The sequence below is a fragment of the Janthinobacterium sp. LPB2021202312-11-4 genome (genome assembly GCF_037049705.1).
Classification (GTDB): Bacteria; Pseudomonadota; Gammaproteobacteria; order Pseudomonadales; family Pseudomonadaceae; genus Aquipseudomonas.
In genome coordinates, this window is sequence record NZ_JBAGKV010000013.1 from 16,200 (window position 1) to 39,842 (window position 23,643).

The 23,643-nt window shown below is 60.5% G+C and carries 22 protein-coding genes; 11 read left to right on the plus strand and 11 right to left on the minus strand.

Annotation, left to right across the window (positions count from 1 at the left end):
• Window positions 1-7: 7 nt before the first annotated feature.
• The gene (gene tssG / locus V5E99_RS15395) at window positions 8-1,015 is read right to left on the minus strand and encodes a type VI secretion system baseplate subunit TssG (protein ID WP_499803205.1); all 1,008 of its coding nucleotides are present in this window, start codon (window positions 1,013-1,015) and stop codon (window positions 8-10) included.
• Window positions 979-2,466, minus strand: coding sequence for a type VI secretion system baseplate subunit TssF (tssF, locus tag V5E99_RS15400; protein WP_499803206.1), 1,488 nt, complete (start codon window positions 2,464-2,466; stop codon window positions 979-981). The genes tssG and tssF overlap by 37 nt, the downstream gene beginning before the upstream one ends.
• On the opposite strand from tssF, the gene tssI reads away from it, so the two are divergent.
• From tssI to V5E99_RS15430, 6 genes are all read left to right on the plus strand, one after another.
• On the plus strand, window positions 2,450-4,699 hold the full coding sequence (gene tssI, locus V5E99_RS15405) for a type VI secretion system tip protein TssI/VgrG (protein ID WP_499803207.1): 2,250 nt from the start codon (window positions 2,450-2,452) through the stop codon (window positions 4,697-4,699). The two genes, tssF and tssI, sit on opposite strands and share 17 nt — an antisense overlap.
• Window positions 4,696-7,959 carry a toxin VasX gene (locus tag V5E99_RS15410; RefSeq protein WP_499803208.1) on the plus strand — a complete coding sequence of 1,088 codons (3,264 nt, stop codon included), beginning with the start codon at window positions 4,696-4,698 and terminating at the stop codon, window positions 7,957-7,959. Before tssI ends, V5E99_RS15410 begins: the two co-directional genes overlap by 4 nt.
• Window positions 7,956-8,903: a hypothetical protein gene (locus tag V5E99_RS15415; protein WP_499803209.1), complete on the plus strand. Its 948-nt coding sequence runs from the start codon at window positions 7,956-7,958 to the stop codon at window positions 8,901-8,903. The genes V5E99_RS15410 and V5E99_RS15415 overlap by 4 nt, the downstream gene beginning before the upstream one ends.
• Complete coding sequence (locus V5E99_RS15420) at window positions 8,903-9,115, plus strand: hypothetical protein (RefSeq protein ID WP_499803210.1); 213 nt, start codon at window positions 8,903-8,905, stop codon at window positions 9,113-9,115. Before V5E99_RS15415 ends, V5E99_RS15420 begins: the two co-directional genes overlap by 1 nt.
• On the plus strand, window positions 9,112-9,282 hold the full coding sequence (locus V5E99_RS15425; RefSeq protein WP_499803211.1) for a hypothetical protein: 171 nt from the start codon (window positions 9,112-9,114) through the stop codon (window positions 9,280-9,282). The genes V5E99_RS15420 and V5E99_RS15425 overlap by 4 nt, the downstream gene beginning before the upstream one ends.
• A 62-nt stretch (window positions 9,283-9,344) precedes the next feature.
• Window positions 9,345-10,028: a DUF6708 domain-containing protein gene (locus V5E99_RS15430; RefSeq protein WP_499803212.1), complete on the plus strand. Its 684-nt coding sequence runs from the start codon at window positions 9,345-9,347 to the stop codon at window positions 10,026-10,028.
• Between the two features lie 111 nt (window positions 10,029-10,139).
• On the opposite strand, the gene V5E99_RS15435 is transcribed toward V5E99_RS15430, so the two are convergent.
• The 3 genes from V5E99_RS15435 to V5E99_RS15445 form a co-directional block, all read right to left on the minus strand.
• Window positions 10,140-10,415 carry an HU family DNA-binding protein gene (locus tag V5E99_RS15435; RefSeq protein WP_003213368.1) on the minus strand — a complete coding sequence of 92 codons (276 nt, stop codon included), beginning with the start codon at window positions 10,413-10,415 and terminating at the stop codon, window positions 10,140-10,142.
• Between the two features lie 192 nt (window positions 10,416-10,607).
• Window positions 10,608-11,756: an NAD(P)/FAD-dependent oxidoreductase gene (locus V5E99_RS15440; protein WP_499803213.1), complete on the minus strand. Its 1,149-nt coding sequence runs from the start codon at window positions 11,754-11,756 to the stop codon at window positions 10,608-10,610.
• 20 nt (window positions 11,757-11,776) lie between these two features.
• A complete protein-coding gene (locus V5E99_RS15445; protein WP_007954349.1) occupies window positions 11,777-11,944 on the minus strand; it encodes a rubredoxin in 168 nt (55 codons plus the stop codon).
• A 200-nt stretch (window positions 11,945-12,144) separates the two neighbouring features.
• On the opposite strand from V5E99_RS15445, the gene V5E99_RS15450 reads away from it, so the two are divergent.
• Both V5E99_RS15450 and ubiA read left to right on the plus strand, forming a co-directional pair.
• Entirely contained in the window at window positions 12,145-12,696 is a 552-nt protein-coding gene (locus tag V5E99_RS15450; RefSeq protein WP_499803214.1) for a chorismate--pyruvate lyase family protein, read from the plus strand.
• Entirely contained in the window at window positions 12,696-13,586 is an 891-nt protein-coding gene (gene ubiA / locus V5E99_RS15455; protein WP_499803215.1) for a 4-hydroxybenzoate octaprenyltransferase, read from the plus strand. The genes V5E99_RS15450 and ubiA overlap by 1 nt, the downstream gene beginning before the upstream one ends.
• 97 nt (window positions 13,587-13,683) lie before the next feature.
• Here ubiA and V5E99_RS15460 read toward each other — a convergent pair whose 3' ends face one another.
• A complete protein-coding gene (locus tag V5E99_RS15460) occupies window positions 13,684-14,061 on the minus strand; it encodes a COG4315 family predicted lipoprotein (RefSeq protein ID WP_499803216.1) in 378 nt (125 codons plus the stop codon).
• Between the two features lie 151 nt (window positions 14,062-14,212).
• Here V5E99_RS15460 and phoB point away from each other — a divergent pair, with 151 nt between their 5' ends.
• From phoB to V5E99_RS15475, 3 genes are all read left to right on the plus strand, one after another.
• Window positions 14,213-14,902, plus strand: a complete 690-nt coding sequence (gene phoB, locus V5E99_RS15465) for a phosphate regulon transcriptional regulator PhoB (RefSeq protein WP_008150066.1) — start codon at window positions 14,213-14,215, stop codon at window positions 14,900-14,902.
• Between the two features lie 98 nt (window positions 14,903-15,000).
• Window positions 15,001-16,323 (plus strand): phosphate regulon sensor histidine kinase PhoR, encoded by a 1,323-nt coding sequence (phoR, locus tag V5E99_RS15470; RefSeq protein ID WP_499803217.1) that lies wholly within the window; start codon window positions 15,001-15,003, stop codon window positions 16,321-16,323.
• A 123-nt stretch (window positions 16,324-16,446) separates the two neighbouring features.
• Window positions 16,447-17,787 carry a hemolysin family protein gene (locus V5E99_RS15475; protein ID WP_499803218.1) on the plus strand — a complete coding sequence of 447 codons (1,341 nt, stop codon included), beginning with the start codon at window positions 16,447-16,449 and terminating at the stop codon, window positions 17,785-17,787.
• A 117-nt stretch (window positions 17,788-17,904) separates the two neighbouring features.
• Here the strand turns inward: V5E99_RS15475 and V5E99_RS15480 are convergent, their stop codons facing one another.
• From V5E99_RS15480 to pstA, 5 genes are all read right to left on the minus strand, one after another.
• Window positions 17,905-18,801, minus strand: coding sequence for a peptidoglycan DD-metalloendopeptidase family protein (locus V5E99_RS15480; RefSeq protein ID WP_499803219.1), 897 nt, complete (start codon window positions 18,799-18,801; stop codon window positions 17,905-17,907).
• Between the two features lie 230 nt (window positions 18,802-19,031).
• Window positions 19,032-19,976: a response regulator gene (locus V5E99_RS15485; RefSeq protein WP_499803220.1), complete on the minus strand. Its 945-nt coding sequence runs from the start codon at window positions 19,974-19,976 to the stop codon at window positions 19,032-19,034.
• Window positions 19,977-20,143: 167 nt separating this feature from the next.
• Entirely contained in the window at window positions 20,144-20,905 is a 762-nt protein-coding gene (gene phoU / locus V5E99_RS15490) for a phosphate signaling complex protein PhoU (RefSeq protein ID WP_008150055.1), read from the minus strand.
• A 70-nt stretch (window positions 20,906-20,975) separates the two neighbouring features.
• A complete protein-coding gene (pstB, locus tag V5E99_RS15495) occupies window positions 20,976-21,776 on the minus strand; it encodes a phosphate ABC transporter ATP-binding protein PstB (RefSeq protein ID WP_499803321.1) in 801 nt (266 codons plus the stop codon).
• A 191-nt stretch (window positions 21,777-21,967) separates the two neighbouring features.
• The gene (pstA, locus tag V5E99_RS15500) at window positions 21,968-23,638 is read right to left on the minus strand and encodes a phosphate ABC transporter permease PstA (protein WP_499803221.1); all 1,671 of its coding nucleotides are present in this window, start codon (window positions 23,636-23,638) and stop codon (window positions 21,968-21,970) included.
• Window positions 23,639-23,643: the final 5 nt, after the last annotated feature.

A 23,643-nucleotide genomic window follows, 5' to 3' on the forward strand; every position in this document is an offset into this window, starting at 1 on the left:
TCTGTCCTTAATGAATTTTGCTGCCGAGGGTCACCACGCCGTCCGCTTTTTCGCGGCCGAGCCAACTGGTCCACCCCAGGCGACAAGCGTTCTGCTCACCGATTCGCAGTTCGCGGATTTCTTCCTGGCGCAGCACCAGGCGAATGTCGTAATCGAGCGGGTCACGCAGGGTGAACCGCACCAGCGCGCACAGCGGCTGGTAGCCGAAACCGATCGGCAGGAATTCGTGAAAACGCAGCCAGTCGAGCTCGCGGATGTGAATGCGGAATTTGCCGCTGCGGTCGCGCACGTGTTCGCCCAGCACCAGGTCTTCGCCGAGCGCGCTGTTGGCGCGACCAAGGCGGTTGCGCTGCTCGTCGAGGATTTCCACGCGGCGCTCGATGCACTGCTCGATGGTCAGTTCGGCGTGCTTGAAGTAGTAACGCAGCACCGCTTCGATCAGCGCCGCCGAGTGCGCCCGCAAACTGAGCAGGCCGAGGTACGGCAGCAGGCGTTTCCAGTTCAGTTCCTGGGCCCTGCGGATCTCTTCGCCGCCCAGGCCGATCAGCGCAAACAGCTGCGACGAGAACGGGTCGAGGGCGCCGCTTTCGAAACTCGCGCGGTAACGATACTTGCGCCAGATCGGCAGCATCAGCCGTTGCAGACGATGGTGAAACAGGTCGAGGAAGTTGCGGGTCGGATTGCCGTCTTCGCTGTCGCCCAGGGCCTGTTCGCCGTAGAACGCCGGCAGTGGCGAGCCGGAGCCAACCAGGCCGATCAGGTTGAAACGCATACGCGCGCGCAGGTGCCCGTGCTCGGTGAAAAACTCCACGCGATCGACGTCGCTGCCAGGGAAACCCAGGCTCGGGTTGGCCTGGAATTCCAGCTGATCGTACAAGTCGTCCTGGCTCAGGTGCGGGTGGGCCTCGCGCAGCCGGTCAACCACCAGCAGCACGGCCTGAAACAGCGAGTACTCGCGTATTCCTCGGGTCAGTCCGCTTAAAGCAGCGGCTGAAGGCCCATACGTGGTGTCCATTGGTACACCTCTCCCTGTGTGCTTTTTACGCGAAGCTCGTGGTACGAATTGAGACTGGCGTAAAGCGCGAAAAACTCGTTAAGAACCGAAGCGAAAACGAACAGGTCGCCCTCGCCGATATACCCTTCCGGGTCGATGGTCAGCTCGGTGCGCAACCCGCGTACCGGCAACCCTCGGTGCAATCTGTCGACGTGCTGGTGCTTGATCGACTTGAGCCCGCCCAGCAGGCGTTTGCTGACTTTTTCCGCGTGCTGGTCGTAGTAGCGCGGCAAGTCGTAGGTTTCGAGAATCACCTTCAACGCATTGACGTCGGCCAGGGACAGGTAGTTAAGCGACATGTTGCTGATCAGCTTCCAGAGGAAGTCACGGTTCAGCGGCGGCGCATAACTCGGCGTGGCCGGGGTGATGTTGCGGAAACTCAGGAATTCCGGCGTCTCTTCGCAGGCCTGGCTGATGTCGCCGAGCTTGAGCTTGCGCGGCAGGTTCTGGTTGGTGCACATCAGCTCGATGGACAGGGTTTCATGGGCTTCGGTGTGGCGGATGCCGAAGCTCAGGTACGTGTCGAGGCCGTTGTGCAACGAGGACGAACGCTGGCGGATGCTGTAGTGCGGACGGCTGTTGGGCACGTCGAAACTCGGGTCATGCTCGAAGGACTCGAACGGCACGTATTCCTGATAACCGAGACCGCCCGGCTTCCAGCCTGTGACCGTTTCCACCGAGAACACGCCGCAGTTTTCGAGGTCGTATTCGGCCGGCAGCAACAGGTATTCGTCTTGCTTGCCATCGAGGCGAATCGGCAACGCGTCGTGCTTGAACAGGTTGACGATGGGCGTGCAGTAGAGCTTCACGTTGTCCAGGGTCGGACGCAGGCGCTGGATGCCGCTCTTGCGAATGTCGAAGCGCAATTCCAGGCCGCGCACTTGCTTGAGGGTGTCTTCCGGCAGGGCCTTGAGCAGGTCCAGGCCATTGATGTCGACGAACAGGAATTTGTCCTGGAAAGCGAAATACTCTTGCAGGTAGCGGTAGCCACGGAAGGTGTTCAGCGGATACGGGATCAACGCTTCTTCTTCGGCAAAACCCACCGGTTGCACGCGATCGCCGGGCATCTTGAACGCCATCGGCGTGCCGTTGACGCCGTTGATAGGCTTGCCGGCGCCGTCCAGCGGGATCAGCTCGATACCTTCCAGGTTGCGCAGCAGGCTCAGGTAGAGCATCTGGCTGATGTAGCGCTCGCCGGCAAAGTGCAGACGCAAGCGACTCAGTTCCAGCTCACCGAGGTGACCGTCGGCACTCATTTCCAGACGCAGGCTCAACAGCGAACCGTCGCCCTTCACCGAGTAATTCAGCGCGGCCAGATCCAGAGGCAGGACTTCGGTCGGATAGCAGGTGCGGAAGCGGCAGCGCACGTCATCGATAGGCACGCTTTCCACCGGGGTGTCGCGCTCGACCATACGTCGGCACTACGATTTCCAGCGACCGAGCCTGTTGCTGGAAAGCCGCTTTACCGCCGAGTTCAGCCCGGAGCTGGAAGACTATCGCTACCCGGCACCGATCAAGAACGAAAAACGCGGTAAACAACTGGCCCGGCAAGCCCTGGAGCGGCACCGCACGGATTACCAGTTGGTCGAGGGCCGAAGCGATCAGCCGACCCTGCGCAGCGGTCACTTTTTTGAGCTGACCGAGCATCCGCGTAAAACCGCCAACGATCTGTGGTTGTTGCTCAGCGTGACGCACACCGGGAAACAACCGCAGGTGCTGGAAGAGGCGATTACCAGCGACGCCAGACCGCAAGATGGTTTCACCCAGGGCTATCGCAACCATTTCAGCGCCATCCCGTGGGACGTGTTTTACCGCCCACCGCTGCGCCCTCGAAAAACGCAATTGGTCACCCAGACCGCCCGCGTCACCGGCCCCGTCGGCGAAGAAATCTACTGCGATGAATATGGCCGCGTTCGTGTGGAGTTTTCGTGGGATCGAGCCGAACTCAACAGCGAAAAAAGCACTTGCTGGCTCCGGGTGTCGTCCAGTTGGGCGGGCGAGGGTTTCGGCGTGGTGACCATCCCGCGTATCGGCATGGAAGTGGTGGTGACTTTCCTTGAAGGCGACCCCGACCAACCGTTAATCACCGGGTGCGTCGCCAACAAAATCACCTCCGTGCCGTACACCTTGCCCGAGCACAAAACCAAAACCGTGCTGCGCAGCCACAGCTCGCCGCACACCGGCGGCTACAACGAACTGTCGCTGGAAGACCGCGCCGGCCAGGAAAAAATCTACCTGCGCGCCCAACGCGATATCGAGCACCTGATCCTCAACGACAGCGACACCCAAATCGGCAACAACCGCCGCGAACAGATCACCCGCGACAGCCATAGCCTGATCGGCCATGACCGTTTTGAGCAGGTGGACAACCACAGCGCCAGCCTGATCAAGGGCGATGAGCTGCACACCACTGAAGGCGAACGCAGCACGGTGATCGGCGGCGACGAACTGATCAGCATCAGCGGCAACAGCAGCACCACGGCGGTGGGAACGCTGGTGATTCAGGCCGGGCCGCAAGCGCACGTCAATGCCGCCAACGTGGTGATTGAGGCGGGCATGAGCCTGACGCTCAAGGCGGGCGAGCATCACCTCGTGATCAACGCCGGCGGAATTTTCAGCAGCGTGGCCATTGTTGAATGGTGGCGCACCACTGGCGGGCATACCCGCCCTGCTCGCTCGTTCATTGGTTCCGGTAGCGCCGCAGGTGCTGATCGCGGCCTCCCTCGCCGCGCAAAAACTCGCGCTGACCCAAGCCGCACGGGAGGCCTCACCCGTCTGCACCGTGTGTCAAAAACTGGCGGAGATGACGGCATGAGTCAGGCTTATTTGCTGCTGGATCGCGCCCAGATTGAACACCTGCCTGAACGCCTGTTTGAGTTGGGGAGCGCCACCTACCAATCGCTTTATCAAACGACGGCCTATAGCGCCCTGGAGGATGTCGGGCCGGTACTGGTGCCGGTTGTTCCCGATAGCCCACTGGCCCAGCGTTTTTTGCAAACGTGGCGCGCGACGGCGGGTATCTGGTTGGAGTCGGACGCCGAGGAAGCCGTGGTACTCGACCATTTGCGCAGCCTGATTCACGTCCGCGTCGAGGGCGATCTCACGGTGCTCTTTCGATATTTCGACCCTCGCATTACCGCCCTGTGGCTCACGCACCTGCCCACCGATGAACGTGATCGCTTGATGGGGCCGGTGCGGCTGATCCGGCTTCCGGAGCGGGATATCCCTCAAGAAAATCCGGATCAACCCTGCGCCCACTATTGCGATGAGCCTTGGCTGAGCCTGACGCAGGATTTGCTCGAGCACCTGAGCACAACCCAACGACGGCGCATCACCGAACAACTGATCGAACACTGCCAGCAGCACTTTGGCGAACAGATGCAGGGGCTGGACGCTTGCGAGTTGCAACAGTGGGCCGAGCACTGCCAGGACAGTGCCGGGCGTCACGGTTACGGGGCCATTGACGAAGTGATGTTCTGGGCGCGTTTCCAAGTGGCACTGGGCTCTGACTTCCCCGATGCCCCTGCTCACGCCGTCTACCGACAACTTTTGGCCGAGCCTGGCGTATTGCCCAAACAACGGTTGAAAAACCTGAATGCCGAACTGACGCGTCAGTTGCTCACCGACAAGGAGTCTTGGGTATGAGCGCAAAAAAACTGGCGATGGTTGACAACGCCGCTCAGGCCGAACGCGCAGCCAATGCGGCACCTCACGTGGACATCAACTGCACTATCTGGCCGTGCCCCGCCAGCCAGCCCGAGCTTTTCGTCGTGCCCGTGCGCTACGCCCTGGCCGAAGAAAAGGCCGACGACCCTTGCTGTGTTCCCGGCGTAACCCCGCAAAGCCGCCCCATGGCGGCACGACGTCTGCGGGCCGGGTATTTTTATCTGTGGCAAGACAAAGGACCGCTCAAACGTTATGCAGTTTCGCCGAAGGGGTTGTTCAAGGAACAAGCGCTGGAGGCCGATGCCGCCCCGGCGCTCGACGCCACGCTGGCCGGTCTGGCCCTGCAAAAAATCCACAACGTCTGGATGCTTTACAGCGAATTCCCGCTGAACGCCGAACATTGCCAGGCCCTGAGCGACAGCAGCGCCAAACGCCAGCAGCACATGCGCCTGGTGGCGTTGCGCACCGTCGCCAATGAACTGCAAGCCGAGCATTGCCCGCCGCTGGACAACGCCGCTCAGGTCATGGCCGAACTCCTGCCCAACACCTTCGCCCGGTCGATGAAAGTCGATCAGCTCAGGGCCGTCGAGGACACCGACGCACTGGGCGAAACCCTGATGAAAGACCCGACCCCGGTCAACATCAAGGCCTACACCGACGCCATGCACCGCGCCCGTGAGCGGGAAAGGGTCCTCGCCGAACACCCCAAGGCCAGCGATCAACCGCCCGGCGAATGGAGCGCCGAACCGTGGGACGGCCAGGGCACTCAGAACTGGCTGGACAACGCCAAGGAGCAGGCGGAATACCTGTTCGCCGTGTTCGCCTGCCTGGACGATGATCTGGGCGTGTTGCGCGACATCAATCATGAGCAGGAATGGATTGAGGCGAGTCACGAAACCTGGCTGGGGGATAACCACCTGCGCCTGAGCGTCGGGGGTTTTGTTCGGAGCCTGATCAATGAGGATGGCGCCGAACTGGCCGGTTCTCTCAGCTATCGCTACAAGGATCGCGAGATCGAGCTGACCCCGGAACAGGGCGAGGTGATGCTGGCGACTCAGAAGCGGCTCGATGAAGAACTCAAGGTTGAAACCCAGGCGCGGCAGTACGGCGGCCAGCCCACGCAAGCTGAAACCCGCGACCGGGATGCGCGTATCGCGGCCATCGTCGCCCCGGTGCGGGACTTTATTCCGGCGGACTTGTACAACGAGGCGGAATTTATCGTGCGCGAGTACCGCGCCCAAAAACACGCGAATCTCAACGATCACGCCTTCAGCGCCAAAGTCGGCGAATACATCGACCTCAAGGCCATGGACAACTGGTTTGCGCACACCGCTGCGGACCACTACCGACAGATCGAAGCGCGTCACACGGTGCTGTTCGCCGACCGAGGCGTGTACCTCAAGCGCTCGCACAGCGGCACCTGGTTTGTCGATTACCACAACCTGCCCACCCGCCACTGGCTGACCGAACTGGCCACCGGCTGCCTGACCGCCCAATGCCTGCGCGCCGAGGGCGCCGAGCAATACGCCGATTACCTGCGGGCCACCGATGACGGCGCGCTGAAACACCTGTTCAACGGCTGGGCGCCCTCGATCGACATGCTCGTGAATAACGTTTCGCGCCTGAACGAACTGATGGCCGCGCTGGCCGCCGACAACGTCAGTGTCACCTATCAAGCCCTGGCGCCGTTGAGCACATTGGTGCTGGACGACATTGCGGCCATGGCCCGGGACGTCAGCAGTCAATGGAGCGTGCTGGTTAATCGGCTGGCGGCGGCGTTGTTGTTGCTCAAGGGTGACGGCGGGTTCAGTCGCTGGTGGATGGGCGTGCTCATTGCCAACCGGTTGGGCAACAACGCGCCGCTGGGGATGCTGGTCGAGAACGGCCGGCGGGTGTGGAAAATGCTGGGTGAGCAGGCGGAAGCGCTGGCGGATTGGGTGAAGGCGACCGGGCGGGCCATTGGGACCGGACGGATTGAGCGGATTTTGAATTCGCCGGCGGTGGTGAACAGCGGTGGGGTGTTGCCGTTGGCGGGGTTGTTGCTGAACGTGGTGAATGCGGCGGTGTATTTGCGGGAGGCGGAGGTGTTGGAGGGGCGGCGGGTGAATGACACGCTGTCGGCGACGTTGTATGCGGGGGCGGCGCTTACGGCGGTGGTTGATAATCAGGTAAGGAAGGGGTTGGGGAAGGATCGGTTTTTTATTCGTTCATCTGCGGCTCCGACGCTTACGTTGTTTGGTGCAGTGGTGGGGGGATTTTCGTTTGTCGCAGCAGGGGCTGAGTTCAAGTCTCTGCAATTCCAACTCGAAAACGCCCAAAACCGAGTCGATCCATGGCTGGAGATGCGTCAAATCGCCGTCGGTGGACAAGTGGCCGCTTTCGGCGCACAGGCAATGTTAGGTTTTGGCTACACCGCCCGCGCTTTGGCAGGTTCAATCACCGTCGACGCGGCCATCCTGCGCTACACCCTGTACATGGGCCCGTTGAACTGGATCCTTTTCGGGTTGGGCGTGTCGTACTTGATCGCCACGATCATGCAGCAGACTCCATTACAAAACTTCCTGAATTTCTGCTGCTGGTCAAAAGGCCGGGCGCACGACTTGGGACCTATCCCGCCCAAAGCCCAAATGGACGAACTCGACCGGCTATACCGCATCCTTTATGCGCCTCGGGTCACCATGCAAAGCAGTTCGCAGTCAGCCATGAGTGATGGCCCTTCCGGCCTCGCGTTCGTCAGCTCCATCGACACCCTGACCATCGATTTACCCGGTGCGGAGCCGGGCAGTGTTTATCTGGAACTGAGCATGATTGGCGACCCCATTGATACCCAGGACTCTCGCCACCAGATCAAGAACCTCCCGACCCACCAGTACAAAAGCCCGCGACCCTGGCGCGACATGACACCTCACTGGTTATCCAGCAGCACCTGCCGGTGGATACCGCACCAGGAAGGTCAGGGCTTACGCTTGAGTGGCCCATTCAACCCACTGAAAAACATACTGAGCTCGACCCCCACCACGGTTTCGCTCCGTCTGCGCTATCGCACGCCGTTGATCGTCATGCTCGGCGCCCCCAACTTCATCGGTGGCGAACGAGGATTGGCGTTTACCCTGAACGACACCACTGGCGTGATAGAGCTGCGCGGCGACCCGACGCCACACCTGGACCGCGCACCGAACTACCCGCTCGGCGAGGAGCACCCCGGCGGTACTTACCTGCAACCCAAGGACAAAACATGAGCACGCCACCGGCAGGCACCACGAAAAAACGGATGTTTTCGCGCAATGACTATCTGGCGCCCCTACCGATCCCGACAGGTAGAAAACCCTCGGATGTGCTGAACATCATCTGGCGCAAGAACGAGGTTTTTCTGGATATCGGCAACTACAGCATCGGTTCGGCGGTGATGGTGCTGTGGCCAGGAGTGATGTTGTTTTTATCTCTGGCTTATGGACTTAGAAACATTGCACCTGATATCAGCGTTTTTGCTCTTTTAGGGGGCGGGGTAATCACTGGCATTCCCGCACTCATGTTGGTTTATTCCCTCTCCCGCGAAGTGCCCCTCCCCGTGCGCTTCAACCGCCAACGCCGCGAAGTCTGCGTCCCCCGCGAAGACGGCGAGTACTGGATCGTCCCTTGGGAAAGTGTCACCGCCGCCGCCACTCAGCAGTCATCGGTCAGTCAGGCTGGGCGAGCCACGATGGGCTTACTCATCGTTGGTTTCGAAAACCCTGACCCGCTGGCCGAGGAAGACAACCGGCATTTTTCCTTGGGCTTTAACTGCGGCGGTGGCACCACAGCCATGGCGCTGTGGGAGTGCATGCGCAGTTACATGGAAGTTGGGCCGGAGGCTGTTGAGGATCAAACAGCACGTTTCGACAGGTCGAAAGGAATATGGGCGACCTACCTGGACGATCTGATCAAAGCCTCAAAACTCAGAGGCTGGTTCGTAACAGTCATCTGGGAAGGTTTCTGCGGGATCTTCATTTTCAACACGCTGCTGATCGACGTGCTCGAACGCTGGAAACTCAATCCGCCACCCGACCTGCCCCACCCCGACATCATCGAATGGTCAAAACCACTCCCCCCGGAACAATGGGCAAAGCGCTCCCCCGAACTGGAAGCCGCCATCGCCCAACGCGAGGCTGAACTGGCCGCGCAAGCGGAGCGGGCGTCAGCTTGATGACGAATCACCACGCCTCCCGCGACCCGATCAAAAACCGCCCGACCCACCACAACAGTGGCGAACGAGGATTGGCGTTTACCTTGAATGACACCACTGGCGTGATAGAGCTGCGCGGCGATCCGACGCCACACCTCGACCGTGTAAAGAATTACCCGCTCGGCGAGGAGCACCCCGGCGGTACTTACCTGCAACCCAAGGACAAAACATGAGCACGCCACCGGCAGGGACGACGAAAAAACGGATGTTTTTGCGCAATGACTATCTGGCGCCGTTGCCGATCCCGACAGGTAGAAAACCCTCGGATGTGCTCAACATCATCTGGCGCAAGAACGATGTTTTCTGGATATCGGCAACTACAGCATCGGTTCGGCGGTGATGGTGATGTGGCCCACACTAATGGTGTTTGTATTGATGGGCCATATCACTCCGGAGCCTGGAATGATCTGGATTGCGGCGCTAATCATCATTGGTATCCCTTCATTGATTTTGATCCAAGGCCTCTTCCGCGAAGTGCCCTTACCGGTGCGCTTCAACCGCCAACGCCGCGAAGTCTGCGTCCCCCGCGAAGACGGCGAGTACTGGATCGTCCCTTGGGAAAGTGTCACCGCCGCCGCCACTCAGCAGTCGTCGGTCAGTCAGGCCGGTAAAGCCACGATGGGCTTACTCATCATCGGTTTCGAAAACCCTGACCCGCTGGCCGAGGAAGACAACCAGCATTTTTCCCTGGGCTTTAACTGCGGCGGCGGCACTACGGCCATGGCGTTGTGGGAGTGCATGCGCAGTTACATGGAAATCGGGCCGCAAGCCGCACCCGAAGCCGCAGCACTTAACTCAGGCGCTAACCTTCGCTACTACATCGATTACATGAAAGACAAAGCCAAAGAACGCGGCTGGTTTCTAACACTCTTGTGGGAAGGCGTATTCGGCGTGTTTATTTTCAATGCGCCTCTCGCGACTTATCTACAAAGAAAGAAGCTTTATCCGCCACCCGACCTGCCCCACCCCGACATCATCGAATGGTCAAAACCACTCCCCCCAGAACAGTGGGCAAAGCGCTCCCCCGAACTGGAAGCCGCCATCGCCCAACGCGAAGCTGAATTAACAGCGCAACAACTCGCCTGATACAGGCACTTACGCCTCGATTCGCTTAGCCCATAAAAAATGGGCCCCCGATTTATCGGCAGGCCCACTTTTCAATACGGTTCTCCCCGTTACTCAGGGAGTTCGCCGCAATTATGGATTAACGCTGTCTTTCAACGATTTGCCTGGCTTGAACGCAACGGTGTTGCTGGCCTTGATTTTCACGGGCTCACCGGTTTGCGGGTTTTTGCCGGTGCGGGCACCGCGGTGGCGTTGCAGGAAGGTACCGAAGCCCACCAGCGTAACGCTGTCCTTGCGGTGCAGAGCGCCGGTGATTTCTTCGAGAACGGCGTTGAGAACGCGGTTGGCCTGCTCTTTGGTGAGGTCTGCTTTTTCAGCGATTGCAGCGGCGAGTTCTGGTTTACGCATTAGTGAAGCCCCTTTGACGGTTTTTTGTTGTTATGTCCGTGCTGTTCTCGTTGGAACAGCGCCCAAGGCGCCGCAGGTGCTCTACTCTGCGGCAGACGGGAGTGAGGATGGCACGCACGGAAGAGCCGCGCCAGTCTCGGCGCGACGTTTGTAGGGGCAAAAGAGGGGTGATTCCGACAGAACGACCGGTATTTACGCCAGCAAGGCTGGAAGTTCTTTGTTCAACGCGAGTTTTTCCATCACCGTCGCGCCTGTCAGGGCATAGCCGAGCAGTTTTCCGCTGCCATCACGGCACAATGCCTTGATGTCGGCGCCCTGCCCTTCGACCGTCCAGACCCCCTCCGTGCCCCGTGGTGGCGGTGAAACCACCAGCGGGCAGACCGGGGTTTTCACGGTGATCGGCATCGGGCCGTAGTTCACAGCGGTCGGATTTCCGGCGAGGGTTTGTGCCAGCGCTCTCGCACAGCTCATCAGGGGCATCACGTACAACAGATTCAGCCCATCGACCTCGGCGCAGTCGCCCAATGCGTAGATATTGGCGTGGGAGGTCTTCAGGTGACGATCGACCACCACGCCGCGATTGACCTGCACGCCCGCAGCGGCCGCCAAGTCGATGCGCGGACGCAGGCCAATGGCCGACACCACCACATCGCACGGGATGACCTGACCGTCGGACAGGTGCGCTTCGAGCCCGTCCGCCACCCGTTGCAGGCGATTGAGCACCGGCCCGAGGTGGAAACGCGCGCCAAGGCTTTCGAGCCCGGCCTGGACCGCAGCGGCCGCCGCCGGGTGCAGCAGGGTCGGCATGACCTGTTCGCACGGCGCCACCAGTTGCACTTCATAGCCGCCAAGGATCAGGTCGTTGGCGAACTCGCAGCCAATCAGGCCGGCGCCCAGCAGCAACACCCGACGCTTGCCGGCCGCTGCGGCGCGAAAACGGGCGTAGTCTTCCAGATCATTGATCGGGAACACCGCGTCAGCGCCGTCGCCTTCAATCGGCACCCGCACGGTTTCCGCGCCCCAGGCCAGGATCAGGTCGCGATAGATCACCGCTTCCTCACCGATCCACAGGCGTTTGTGGCCCGGGTCGATGCCACTGATGCGCGTGTGGGTGCGGACTTCGGCTTTCAATTGCTCGGCCATGGCGCCGGGCTCGGCCATGCTCAAGCCGTCCGCGTCCTTGTTTTTGCCGAAACCGGTGGAAAGCATCGGCTTGGAGTAGGAGCGCCCGTCATCGGCGGTAATCAGCAGCAGCGGGGTTTCGCCATCGAGTTTGCGAAACTCCCGGGCCAGGTTGTAGCCCGCCAGGCCGGTACCGACGATCACGACAGGTGCGTTCATTCCCTACTCCTCTTGTTGTCTTAGTTGATTTCGATCATTTCGAAATCCATCTTGCCCACGCCGCAGTCCGGGCACAGCCAGTCTTCCGGCACGTCCTGCCACAAGGTGCCCGGCGCAATGCCGTCATCCGGCCAGCCGTCGGCTTCGTTATAGATCAGGCCGCAGACCACACATTGCCACTTTTTCATTCAGTTACTTCCTCAGGATTCAGGCGTTTACCGGCGCGAGCGGTCGATGGGTGAAGCGCTGCCGCTCGGCTCAGGGCGTTTTGTACTGATCGAACCCGGCAGATGCAAGCGTGTTCGGCGCAACGGCGGGTCGGTTCAATCAAAATCGCCGGCTGCCATGGTAAGCTCGCCGCCTCATTTGCTGCCAATAATGACTCACTGTGCCGCACTCAAAAGCCCCATTCTGGCTCCCCCAAAACCGACTCGCCCCCCTCCCCGACGCCTCTACCCTCGACTGGCTGTTCGACGAAGGCTCGCTGACCCGACGCCTGATCCGCTTGTCGAATGACGGCTTCAGCGTCACGCCGCTGTTCGAAGGCTGGCAAGCGTTGCGGGCCGACGAATGTGCGGCACTGGACCTGGCCGAAGGCAGCGAAGGCTGGGTGCGCGAGGTGTACTTGCGCGGGCATGGCGAGGCCTGGGTGTTCGCCCGCAGCGTTGCGTCGCGCAGCGCGTTGCAAGGTGACGGCTTGCACATGGACGAATTGGGCAGCCGCTCGTTGGGCGAGTTGCTGTTTTGCGACCAGGCGTTTCAGCGTCAGGCCATCGAGGTTTGTCACTATCCTCAGGCGTGGCTGCCGGCGGAGTCTCGGACACCCGAACTGTGGGGCCGACGCTCGCGTTTCGATCGCGGCGCCTTGAGCATCCTCGTGGCCGAAATTTTCCTGCCGACCTTGTGGCTCGCCACCGGCGCCCATCCGGAGAACTGCTGATGTACACCCGCCTGCTCAAGTCCCTGAATCGCCTGAACCCCCGGGCCTGGGATTTCATTCAACTGACCCGCATGGACAAGCCGATCGGCATTTACCTGCTGCTGTGGCCGACCCTTTGGGCGCTGTGGATTGCCGGCCAAGGCTCGCCGTCCCTGGCCAATATCTTGATTTTCGTCCTCGGCGTGGTGCTGACCCGTGCCGGTGGTTGCGTGATCAATGACTGGGCGGATCGCAAGGTCGATGGCCACGTGAAGCGCACCGAACAACGGCCACTGGTCAGCGGCAAAATCAGCTCCAAAGAAGCCCTGGTGTTTTTCGCACTGCTGATGGGCCTGAGTTTTTTGCTGGTGTTGTGCACCAACGCCACCACCATCTGGCTGTCGCTGGGCGGTCTGGCACTGGCCTTCAGTTACCCGTTCATGAAGCGTTACACCTATTACCCGCAGGTGGTGCTGGGCGCCGCGTTTTCCTGGGGCATGCCGATGGCGTTTACCGCCCAGACTGGTGAACTGCCCGCCGCCGCGTGGCTGCTGTACATCGCCAACCTGCTGTGGACGGTGGGCTACGACACGTATTACGCGATGACCGACCGTGACGACGATTTGAAGATCGGCGTGAAATCCACGGCGATTCTGTTTGGCGACGCCGATCGGGCGATCATTCTGACGTTGCAAGCGTTGGCACTGGGTTGCCTGTTGCTGGCCGGCTCGAAATTCCAGCTCGGCGGCTGGTTCCACCTCGGGTTGCTGGCGGCGGCGGGATGCTTTGCGTGGGAGTTCTGGTACACCCGCAGCAAGGATCGGATGCGTTGTTTCAAGGCGTTCTTGCACAACCACTGGGCCGGGTTGGCGATTTTTGTCGGGATTGTGCTGGATTATGGGTTGCGTTGAGAAAGTCAAAAGATCGCAGCCTTCGGCAGCTCCTACGCGCCTGTGGGCGCTGCCGAAGGCTGCGATCTTTTAACGGTTCAACTGATTCTAAAAAGGATCAATGCTTCGGCATGTGCCACATATCCTTGAAACCTTCACCCTTCATGTCGCCAGGCTTTTCGTCCTTCATAAACGTGTACAGCGGTTTGCCGTCATAAGCCCACTGCATCATCCCGTCATCACGTTTGATCGGCATGAATTTACCTTCTGCCTTGGCACCCGCCGGAGCCATCATCGGCGGCCAGTTCTTGGCGCAATCACCGTTACACATCGATTTACCACCCGCGTCCTTGTCGAAGGTGTAAACGGTCATGCCTTTATGGTCGGTCATCACCCCGTCTTTCATCATTACCGGGTCGGCAGCGAAGGCCATCGTTGGCAAAGCAAGGGCTGCGGCCAACATCAGAGCTTTAAAGGAATGCGTGAATTGAGTCATGGAAACCTTCTCTTGTGGTTGTCAGGATTCGTTATTAGAGCTTAGCCCAGGTTTGTGACAATCGCCGGGCGACTAAAATACTGTCACACGACTGCAATAATTCCGTTATCTAATGCGGCGCAAGACAGTTAAATGACAAGAGGATTAAGGCATGGTTGGCAGGAGCATTCTGATCGTCGACGACGAAGCGCCCATTCGCGAAATGATCGCCGTTGCGTTGGAAATGGCCGGCTATGACTGCCTGGAGGCGGAGAACTCCCAGCAGGCCCATGCCATCATCGTCGACCGCAAGCCGGACCTGATCCTGCTCGACTGGATGCTGCCCGGCACATCCGGTATCGAACTGGCCCGACGCCTCAAGCGCGATGAGCTGACCGGGGACATCCCGATCATCATGCTCACCGCCAAGGGCGAAGAGGACAACAAGATCCAGGGCCTGGAAGTCGGCGCCGACGATTACATCACCAAACCGTTTTCCCCCCGTGAGCTGGTGGCGCGCCTCAAAGCCGTGCTGCGCCGCGCCGGCCCGACCGATGGCGAAACCCCCATCGAAGTCGGCGGCCTGCTGCTGGACCCGATCAGCCACCGCGTGACCATCGACGGCAAACCCGCCGAGATGGGCCCGACCGAATACCGTCTGCTGCAATTCTTCATGACCCACCAGGAACGCGCCTACACCCGTGGCCAGTTGCTGGATCAGGTCTGGGGCGGCAACGTGTATGTTGAAGAGCGCACCGTCGACGTGCACATCCGACGCCTGCGCAAAGCCCTCGGCGATGCCTACGAAAATCTGGTACAAACCGTGCGCGGCACCGGTTACCGGTTTTCCACAAAAGCATAGAAGCAGTTGCGAGCTTTAAGCTGTAAGCGGCAAGTGGAAGCAGAGCCGCGTGACTTGAAGCTTGTGGCTTGAACTTGAAGCTGCGCTAGGACGCTCTCTTGAACCAAAACTGGCATGGCACGCTGATTCGCCACATGTTGTTGCTGGTCACCGCTTGCCTGGTGATCGGGCTGATTACCGGCTACTACGGCTGGAGTCTGGCGGCCGGCCTGGGTCTTTACCTGGCCTGGACCCTCAAGCAGCTTTTACGCCTGCACGAATGGCTGCGCCTGCACAAACCCGATGAAGCGCCGCCCGATGGCTACGGTTTGTGGGGCGAAGTGTTCGACAGCATCTACCACCTGCAACGCCGCGACCAACGAGTGCGCGGACGCCTGCAAGCGGTGATCGATCGGGTCCAGGAATCCACCGCCGCGCTTAAAGACGCGGTAATCATGCTCGACAGCGACGGCAACCTGGAATGGTGGAACCGCGCCGCCGAAACCCTGCTCGGCCTCAAGACGCCGCAAGACAGCGGCCAACCGGTGACCAACCTGGTGCGCCATCCACGCTTCAAGGAATACTTCGAGCAGGCCAGCTACGCCGAACCCCTGGAAATCCCCTCGCCGATCAATGATCGCCTGCGCATTCAGCTGTACATCACCCGTTACGGCAACAACGAACACTTGATGCTGGTGCGCGATGTAACGCGTATCCATCAGTTGGAACAGATGCGCAAAGACTTCATCGCCAACGTTTCCCACGAACTGCGCACGCCGCTGACCGTGATCTGCGGCTATCTGGAGACCCTGCTCGACAACGTCGAGGACGTGAACCCGCGCTGGACCCGCGCCTTGCAGCAGATGCAGCAACAGGGCGGACGCATGCAAACCCTGCTCAACGATTTGCTGCTGTTGGCCAAGCTGGAAGCCACCGATTACCCGTCGGACAACCAGCCCGTGGTCATCGATGGCCTGTTGAAATCGATCAAGAGCGATGCCCAGCAGTTATCCGCGCAAAAGAATCAGCACATCACCCTGGAAGCCGACCCGACGATTCTGCTCAAGGGCAGCGAAGCCGAATTGCGCAGTGCGTTCTCCAACCTGGTGTTCAACGCGGTGAAATACACCCCGGCTGAAGGCAATATCCGCATTCGCTGGTGGGGCGATGAGCAAGGCGCGCACCTGAGCGTGCAGGATTCCGGGATCGGCATCGACAGCAAACACCTGCCGCGCCTGACCGAACGCTTCTACCGCGTCGATTCCAGCCGCAACTCCAACACCGGCGGCACCGGGCTGGGGCTGGCCATCGTCAAACACGTACTGCTGCGTCACCGCGCGCGGATGGAAATCAGCAGCGTGCCGGGCCATGGCAGTACGTTTACCTGCCATTTCGCGCCGGCCCAGGTGAGCAAAACCCGGGTAATCAGCGCCGCCGACTGATACCGGCCAGCACTCGCCACTAGGCAATCGACAAGTCAGCCGCTACATTGGCTGACTTGTGCCTGCCCTTCAGGCACCGCATTTCCCCTTTTTTTGAATACACGGAAACCGCAAAACTCCATCATGGACCCATCCCCTGGCTTGACCCTCGCGACACTCTTCGCCGATTTCGGCATGATTCTTTTTGCTCTGATCCTGGTTTTGCTCAACGGATTTTTCGTTGCGGCGGAATTTGCCATGGTCAAACTGCGCTCGACCCGGGTCGAGGCCATCGCTGAGAAAAACGGCTGGCGCGGGCATATCCTGCGCACCGTGCACAGTCAGCTCGATGCGTACCTCTCGGCGTGCCAGTTGGGTATTACCCTCGCCTCCCTGGGCCTGGGCTGGGTCGGTGAGCCGGCGTTTGCCCACATCCTCGAACCGATTCTCAGCGCCGTCGGCGTGGAGTCGGCCGAAGTGATCAAAGGCGTATCGTTCTTCGCCGCGTTCTTCGTGATTTCGTACCTGCACATCGTGGTCGGTGAGCTGGCGCCCAAGTCCTGGGCGATCCGCAAACCCGAGCTGCTGTCGCTCTGGACCGCCGTGCCGCTGTACCTGTTCTACTGGGCCATGTACCCGGCGATTTACCTGCTCAACGCCAGCGCCAACGCGATTCTGCGCATTGCCGGCCAGGGCGAACCCGGCCCCCATCACGAGCACCATTACAGCCGTGAAGAACTGAAACTGATCCTGCACTCCAGCCGTGGCCAGGACCCGAGCGACCAAGGCATGCGCGTGTTGGCGTCGGCCGTGGAAATGGGCGAGCTGGAAGTGGTGGACTGGGCCAACTCCCGGGAAGACCTGGTGACGCTGGAGTTCAACGCGCCGCTCAAGGAAATCCTCGCACTGTTCCGTCGCCACAAGTTCAGCCGTTACCCGGTGTACGACAGCGAACGCCAGGAGTTCGTCGGCCTGCTGCACATCAAGGACCTGCTGCTGGAACTGGCGGCACTGGACCATATTCCCGAGTCGTTCAACCTGGCCGAGCTGACCCGCCCACTGGAACGCATCTCGCGGCACATGCCGCTGTCGCAATTGCTGGAACAGTTCCGCAAGGGCGGCTCGCACTTCGCCGTGGTCGAAGAAGCCGACGGCAACATCATCGGCTACCTGACCATGGAAGACGTGCTGGAAGTGCTGGTGGGCGATATTCAGGACGAACACCGCAAGGCCGAACGCGGGATTCTCGCCTATCAGCCGGGCAAGCTCTTGGTGCGCGGCGACACGCCGTTGTTCAAGGTTGAACGCCTGCTGGGCATCGACCTGGACCACGTCGAAGCCGAAACCCTCGCCGGGCTGGTCTACGAAACCCTGAAACGGGTGCCGGAAGAGGAAGAAGTGCTGGAAGTCGAAGGGCTGCGGATCATCATCAAGAAGATGAAAGGGCCGAAGATCATTTTGGCCAAGGTGTTGATGCTCGATTGATTGCTTTGCGGGAAACCGCATTGCGCCTAAAAGATCGCAGCCTTCGGCAGCTCCTACATTTGGAATGCATTTCCCTGTAGGAGCTGCCGAAGGCTGCGATCTTTTGATCTTCACGTGTCATTGCTTGCCCAACGCAAAGTTGGGCAGCGCCCCCACCGGTTGATTGAACTGGTAAGGAATCGACACCAGCCCCAACCCGGTATTGCGCTGCACCACGAAATGCAGGTGCGGCCCGCTGCTGTTGCCGGTATTGCCCGACAGCGCCAACGCACTCCCCACCGCCACCCGCTGACCTTCGCGCACGCTCACCGAGCCTTGCTTGAGGTGCAGGTACACGCCCATGGTCCCGTCATCGTGCAACACCCGCACGAAATTGCCCGACGGATCGTTGCCCCGGCCGCTCTGGCTGTTCTCGGTTTTCACCACCACTCCGGCCCGCGCGGCGATGATCGGCGTGCCTTCGGGCATGGCGATGTCCATCGCGTAGCGGTTCTTTGCGCCGAAGTGGCTGTATTGACCGTTGGCGCCCTGACTCAAGCGAAACGGACCGCCACGCCAGGGGAAGGGATAACGATAGCTCTGAGCGGCGCCTGAAGGGTCGCCCAGGGAATATTGGAAGCTCGGGGTATACACCAGCGGCTTGCCGCCGCTGATCGCCGTCAGCAGCGCCAGCCGTGAGTTGCTGCGCGCCGGCAACACCCGACGAATCGGCTGGCTCGGCGCCCCCCTGACGTTACTCAACCCGGCAAAGCTCAACTCCACCTCCACCGGCGCATACAAATCGTTGCGCACAAACACTGCGTCCACGCCCTTCTGCTTCTTGATGTCGAGGTACACCTGACGCTCCAGGTGCTCGACCATCCGGTCCCGAAACACAAACACCTGGGAGCCTTTCGTGGGGCGGTCGCTGTAGGAGACCACGCCATTGGCGTCGGTGGATTTGTAAATGGTCATGGCCACAGCCGAGGTGGAGGCCATGAAAAGACCACAGAAAAACAGCAGGCGCACGAGCATGGGCAAAAGTCTGTCGAGGAAGGCCTGGGGAGGAGCCTAGCAGCTGAGATGGACCAGCGTAGTCGGCAGATGTTTCAAAATGGGCGTGTCAGGGAGAGGTGTGTTGAGTTTGATGGCCCCTTCGCGGGCAAGCCTCGCTCCCACAGGATTTGTGTCAACCCGCATGGGCACGACACTAAACCTGTGGGAGCGAGGCTTGCCCGCGAAGGCATTCTGTCAGGCGACGAAGATTAGGCGCCGGGAACGAAATGCTTCTGCGCAGTGCCACGGGCAATCAGGCGGGAGATGTAGTCGAGCTTCTGCGCATCCTGATCGACGAAGCGGAAGGTCAGTTGCAGCCAGTCGCTGTCGGGTTTTTGCTCATGGGCGACGATGGCGTGCAAGTAGCCGTTCAGGCGTGCGGTTTCGGCGTTGTCGCCCTGCTCCATGTCGAGCACGGCGCTTTCGAGGACTTGCGGCAGGATGTCGGTGCGTTTGACCACCAGCAGCGCTTCCTTGAGGCTCAGGGCCTTGATCACGCAGGGCTGGGTGCCGCTCGACAGGCGCAATTGGCCCTGGCCGCGACCACCGGCAGGCGCGGTCGAAGCAACCGGTGCCTTGACCGGCGGGCTGTTGAGCAAGCCACGGGACGGCGCGGCAGCCGGGGCCGGTGCGGGCGCGACAGGCTTGGCGAACGGGTTGACCGGAGCGCCACCGACGACCTCGGCCTTGCCACCGGTCAATGCGCTCAGGGAGTCGTTGCCGAACGCCGAGTTCATCTTGGTCGGGGCGCTGTTCATCAAGGTGTCGAGCTTGCCGACCTTGTTCAGGGCCTGCTTGACCTTGGTCAGCAGTTGCTCGTTGGTGAACGGCTTGCTGACGTAGCCGGAAACCCCGGCCTGAATCGCCTGGACCACGTTCTCTTTGTCGCCACGGCTGGTCACCATCACGAACGGCATGGTTTTGAGGTTGTCCTGCTCGCGGCACCAGGTCAGCAGTTCCAGGCCGGACATTTCCGGCATTTCCCAGTCGCACAGCACCAGGTCGAACGCTTCTCGCGCCAGAATCGCCTGAGCCTTCTTGCCATTGACTGCATCTTCGATCCGGATACCCGGGAAGTAGTTGCGCAGGCACTTCTTCACCAGGTCACGAATGAACGACGCATCGTCCACGACCAACACACTGACCTTACTCATCCACAACCCCTTTAAAAAATCCCGGCAAGCATACCGCTTTGCTGATGGCACATTGCCAAAAACCTTCAGTCACGCCGGACTTTTCGTTCGCGGGTGCTGCTTTCGAATTAATGTGCCGCAAACCAAAACGCCCGGCCAAAAGGCCGGGCGTTTTTGTCAGGGCAATCCTACTTATCGTCAGCTTTGCCCGGAACATTAGCGGTTTCGCCACTTGTGCCTTCAACTTCTTCTTTCATGCGCTTGAGGCCCAGGTGCCGCACGTCGGTGCCGCGCACCAGGTAGATCACCAGCTCGGAGATATTGCGCGCGTGGTCGCCGATCCGCTCCAGGGAACGCAGCACCCAAATGATGCTCAAGACCCGCGAGATAGAGCGCGGGTCTTCCATCATGTAGGTGGCCAGCTCACGCAGGGCGGTTTTGTATTCGCGGTCGATGATCTTGTCGTACTGCGCCACCGACAACGCCAGGTCGGCGTCGAAACGGGCAAACGCGTCGAGCGCATCACGGACCATGTTGCGCACCTGGTCGCCGATGTGGCGCACCTCGACGTAACCGCGCGGCGCCTCGCCTTCTTCGCACAACTGGATGGCGCGGCGAGCGATCTTGGTCGCTTCGTCACCGATGCGCTCCAGGTCGATCACCGACTTGGAGATGCTGATGATCAAACGCAAGTCGGACGCCGCCGGCTGACGACGGGCCAGAATGCGCAGGCATTCTTCGTCGATGTTGCGTTCCATCTGGTTGATCTGGTCGTCGATCTCGCGCACCTGCTGGGCCAGGCCGGAGTCGGCCTCGATCAGCGCGGTCACCGCGTCATTGACTTGCTTTTCCACCAGCCCGCCCATGGCCAGGAGGTGGCTGCGCACTTCCTCCAGCTCAGCGTTGAACTGCGCAGAAATGTGATGGGTAAGGCCTTCTTTACTAATCATGTTGGCGTCCTTGGAGCGTCCGGTAAGGTGCGGTGGACCGCAGCGTCAGTTCAGTGAACAACCACAGCTCCTAGCCGTAGCGACCGGTGATGTAATCTTCGGTCTGCTTTTTCGCCGGATTGGTGAACAGGGTGTCGGTGTCGCCGAACTCCACCAGTTTGCCCATGTACATGAACGCCGTGTAGTCGGAAACCCGCGCGGCTTGTTGCATGTTGTGGGTCACGATGACGATGGTGAACTTCGATTTCAGTTCGTAGATCAGCTCTTCGACTTTCAGCGTCGAGATCGGGTCGAGGGCCGAGCACGGTTCGTCGAGCAGCAGCACTTCCGGCTCCACGGCGATGGTGCGGGCGATCACCAGACGTTGTTGCTGACCACCGGACAGGCCGAGTGCCGACTCATGCAGACGATCCTTGACCTCATCCCACAGCGCCGCGCCTTTCAACGCCCACTCGACGGCTTCGTCGAGAATGCGCTTCTTGTTGATACCCTGGATGCGCAGGCCGTAGACCACGTTTTCGTAGATGGTTTTCGGGAACGGGTTTGGCTTCTGGAACACCATGCCGACGCGACGGCGCAGCTCGGCCACGTCTTCGCCCTTGCGGTAGATGTTGTTGCCGTAGAGGTTGATCGCGCCTTCAACGCGGCAGCCGTCCACCAGGTCGTTCATGCGGTTGAACGTGCGCAGCAGCGTGGACTTGCCGCAGCCGGACGGGCCGATGAACGCCGTCACGCGCTGTTTCGGGATGTTCATGCTGACGTCGTACAGCGCTTGTTTCTCGCCGTAGAACAGGCTCAGGCCCGGCACTTCAATGGCCACGGTTTCCTGTTCCAGGTTCAGGCTCTGCTTGTCGCGACCCAGGGCCGACATGTTGATGCCGTGGGTATGTGGTTCGTGCTGCATGGGAGGCTCCCTGTGCTAACAAATTCGGTTCGGTTGGCCGCTGGCCTCACAAAATGGGCCAGCGGTGTTGCCGTTCTGTAGGAGCGAGGCTTGCCCGCGAAGGCGTCCTTGAAATCGCCATCGCCAGCAAGCTGTGCTCCTACAGGGAGCGGCGGTGATCAGCTATCCAGCGCTTTGTACTTCTCGCGCAGGTGGTTACGGATATAAACGGCCGACAAGTTAAGCGTGGCAATCACCAGCACCAGCAGCAGCGCCGTGGCGTAAACCAGCGGTCGAGCGGCTTCGACGTTCGGGCTCTGGAAGCCGACGTCATAAATATGGAAGCCCAAGTGCATGATCTTCTGGTCAAGGTGCAGGTACGGATAGTTGCCATCCACCGGCAGCGACGGCGCCAGTTTCACCACGCCTACCAGCATCAGCGGCGCCACTTCACCGGCGGCGCGAGCCACGGCGAGGATCATGCCGGTCATCATCGCCGGGCTGGCCATTGGCAGCACAATCTTCCACAGCGTTTCAGCCTTGGTCGCGCCGAGGGCCAGCGAGCCTTCACGCACGGTGCGGGGAATCCGCGCCAGGCCTTCTTCGGTGGCCACGATCACCACCGGCACCGCCAGCAGTGCCAGGGTCAACGACGCCCAGAGCAGGCCCGGCGTACCGAAGGTCGGTGCCGGCAAGGCTTCCGGGAAGAAGATCCGGTCCAGCGAACCGCCGAGTACGTAGACGAAGAAGCCCAGGCCGAACACGCCGTAAACAATGGCCGGAACGCCCGCCAGGTTGTTCACCGCGATGCGGATAATCCGCGTCAGGGTGTTCTGCTTGGCGTATTCACGCAGGTACACCGCCGCCAGCACGCCGAACGGGGTCACGATCATCGCCATGATCAGGGTCATCATCACGGTGCCGAAAATCGCCGGGAAGATCCCGCCTTCGGTGTTCGCTTCACGGGGGTCGTCGCTGAGGAATTCCCAGACCTTGCCAAAGTAGAAACCGACTTTGGTAAAGGTACTCATCGCGTTCGGCTGGTAAGCGTGAACCACTTTGCCGATGCCGATTTCGAGCTCTTTACCGTTGGCATCGCGAGCGGTGAGGCTGTCGCGGTTGAACTGGGCGTGCAGGTCGCTCAGGCGTGCTTCGATGTCCTGATAACGCGCATTCAGTTCAGCCTTCTCGGCATCCATGTCAGCTTGCGCGGTGGCGTCGAGCTTGCCGGCCAGTTCCAGTTTGCGGCCGTGCAGACGGATGCGTTCGAGCCCGGCGTTGATCGCGCCGATGTCGGATTTCTCCAGAGTCTTGAGCTGTGCCGCAAGCTTGTTGACGCGATCGACACGGGCCTGCAATTCCGGCCACGCGGCCTCGCCTTCAGCGATCACCTTGCCGTCCTGTTTGACGTTGACCAGGTAACCGTAGAAGTTGCCCCACTCACGACGCTCGATGGTCATCAGTTCTGGCGGCATTGTCTGGTTGGTCAGCCACTCGCCGACGATCCAGGTGAAGTCGTTGCCGTTCAAGTCACGGTTGCCGACCTTGATCAGCTCGCGGGTCATGAACTCCGGACCCACATCGGGCACCGGCAGGCCAGCGCTTTTCAGGCGCTCGCGGGGCACTTCTTCTTTCTGCACCACTTCACCGATGACCAGGTGATTGGCCTGGCCCGGTACGTCGTAATTAGCGTGGATCAGGTCCGCCGGCCAGAAGTGGCCCAGACCGCGCACGGCAATCACGGCCAGCAGGCCAATGGTCATGATGACGGCGATGGACACCGCGCCACCGCTGATCCAGACGCCGGGGGCGCCGCTCTTGAACCATCCATTCAGGGAGTTCTGTTTCACAGACT

Bases quoted from the DNA above. Each gene is read 5' to 3' on its own strand.
- V5E99_RS15430 (WP_499803212.1), top strand. From the start codon at position 9,345: ATGATCTGGATTGCGGCGCTAATCATCATTGGTATCCCTTCATTGATT.
- V5E99_RS15440 (WP_499803213.1), bottom strand. From the start codon at position 11,756: ATGAACGCACCTGTCGTGATCGTCGGTACCGGCCTGGCGGGCTACAAC.
- V5E99_RS15485 (WP_499803220.1), bottom strand. From the start codon at position 19,976: ATGAGTAAGGTCAGTGTGTTGGTCGTGGACGATGCGTCGTTCATTCGT.
- ubiA (WP_499803215.1), top strand. From the start codon at position 12,696: ATGTACACCCGCCTGCTCAAGTCCCTGAATCGCCTGAACCCCCGGGCC.
- V5E99_RS15480 (WP_499803219.1), bottom strand. From the start codon at position 18,801: ATGCTCGTGCGCCTGCTGTTTTTCTGTGGTCTTTTCATGGCCTCCACC.
- V5E99_RS15475 (WP_499803218.1), top strand. From the start codon at position 16,447: ATGGACCCATCCCCTGGCTTGACCCTCGCGACACTCTTCGCCGATTTC.
- tssF (WP_499803206.1), bottom strand. From the start codon at position 2,466: ATGGTCGAGCGCGACACCCCGGTGGAAAGCGTGCCTATCGATGACGTG.
- V5E99_RS15420 (WP_499803210.1), top strand. From the start codon at position 8,903: ATGACGAATCACCACGCCTCCCGCGACCCGATCAAAAACCGCCCGACC.
- tssG (WP_499803205.1), bottom strand. From the start codon at position 1,015: ATGGACACCACGTATGGGCCTTCAGCCGCTGCTTTAAGCGGACTGACC.
- V5E99_RS15435 (WP_003213368.1), bottom strand. From the start codon at position 10,415: ATGCGTAAACCAGAACTCGCCGCTGCAATCGCTGAAAAAGCAGACCTC.
- phoB (WP_008150066.1), top strand. From the start codon at position 14,213: ATGGTTGGCAGGAGCATTCTGATCGTCGACGACGAAGCGCCCATTCGC.
- V5E99_RS15415 (WP_499803209.1), top strand. From the start codon at position 7,956: ATGAGCACGCCACCGGCAGGCACCACGAAAAAACGGATGTTTTCGCGC.
- V5E99_RS15445 (WP_007954349.1), bottom strand. From the start codon at position 11,944: ATGAAAAAGTGGCAATGTGTGGTCTGCGGCCTGATCTATAACGAAGCC.
- pstB (WP_499803321.1), bottom strand. From the start codon at position 21,776: ATGTCGGCCCTGGGTCGCGACAAGCAGAGCCTGAACCTGGAACAGGAA.
- V5E99_RS15410 (WP_499803208.1), top strand. From the start codon at position 4,696: ATGAGCGCAAAAAAACTGGCGATGGTTGACAACGCCGCTCAGGCCGAA.
- V5E99_RS15460 (WP_499803216.1), bottom strand. From the start codon at position 14,061: ATGACTCAATTCACGCATTCCTTTAAAGCTCTGATGTTGGCCGCAGCC.
- phoU (WP_008150055.1), bottom strand. From the start codon at position 20,905: ATGATTAGTAAAGAAGGCCTTACCCATCACATTTCTGCGCAGTTCAAC.
- V5E99_RS15425 (WP_499803211.1), top strand. From the start codon at position 9,112: ATGAGCACGCCACCGGCAGGGACGACGAAAAAACGGATGTTTTTGCGC.